Genomic DNA, 685 nt, shown 5'->3' with positions numbered 1-685 from the left:
CGTGCGCGGCATAGGCGTCCAGCACCGACTTGACCTGCTGCTGCACGAGGTCGGTCATGTGTTCCAGGCCGCGGAACAGCTTGAGCGGATGGAAATCCGTCTCCAGCGCTGCGACGCGCTTGCCCATGTTCTTGGCGAGATCGCCGATGCGCTCGAGATCGGTCGCAACGCGCATCGCGCCGACGATCTCGCGCAGGTCGACGGCCATCGGCTGGCGGCGGGCGATGGTGAGCACCGCGCGCTCCTCGATGCGCTTCTGCAGCGCGTCGAGCTCGCCGTCGGTGGTGACGACGCGCTGCAGAAGCGCATCGAGGAGCGCGCGGTGCTCACCATCGCCCGCCGCCAGCCGATGGCCGTCGACCTGCGCGAGATCGTCGGCGCGATGCGCTCGAGATCGGTCGCAACGCGCATCGCGCCGACGATCTCGCCAAGAACATGGGCAAGCGCGTCGCAGCGCTGGAGACGGATTTCCATCCGCTCAAGCTGTTCCGCGGCCTGGAACACATGACCGACCTCGTGCAGCAGCAGGTCAAGTCGGTGCTGGACGCCTATGCCGCGCACGACCTGCCGGCGGCGATGGCGGTGTGGAAGGGCGACGAGGAAGTCGACGCCATCTGCACCTCGCTGTTCCGGGAGCTCCTCACCTACATGATGGAGGACCCGCGCAACATCTCGTTCTGCATCC

General features: G+C 67.2%; 1 protein-coding gene and 1 pseudogene. One reads left to right on the top strand and one right to left on the bottom strand.

Annotation, left to right across the window (positions count from 1 at the left end):
- The coding region (locus tag HZZ16_RS37045; protein ID WP_376707620.1) for a phosphate signaling complex PhoU family protein at positions 1 to 250 on the bottom strand (250 nt) is incomplete at its 3' end.
- Here HZZ16_RS37045 and HZZ16_RS36965 point away from each other — a divergent pair.
- A pseudogene (locus HZZ16_RS36965) lies at positions 251 to 685 on the top strand (phosphate signaling complex PhoU family protein); the annotation flags it as partial. It abuts the gene before it with no gap.

Origin of the sequence: Bradyrhizobium glycinis (genome assembly GCF_016031655.1) — a bacterium.
Taxonomy (GTDB): domain Bacteria; phylum Pseudomonadota; class Alphaproteobacteria; order Rhizobiales; family Xanthobacteraceae; genus Bradyrhizobium; species Bradyrhizobium glycinis.
Note: the sequence above shows the minus strand (reverse complement) of the source record. Positions and strands in the feature narration are given on the sequence as shown.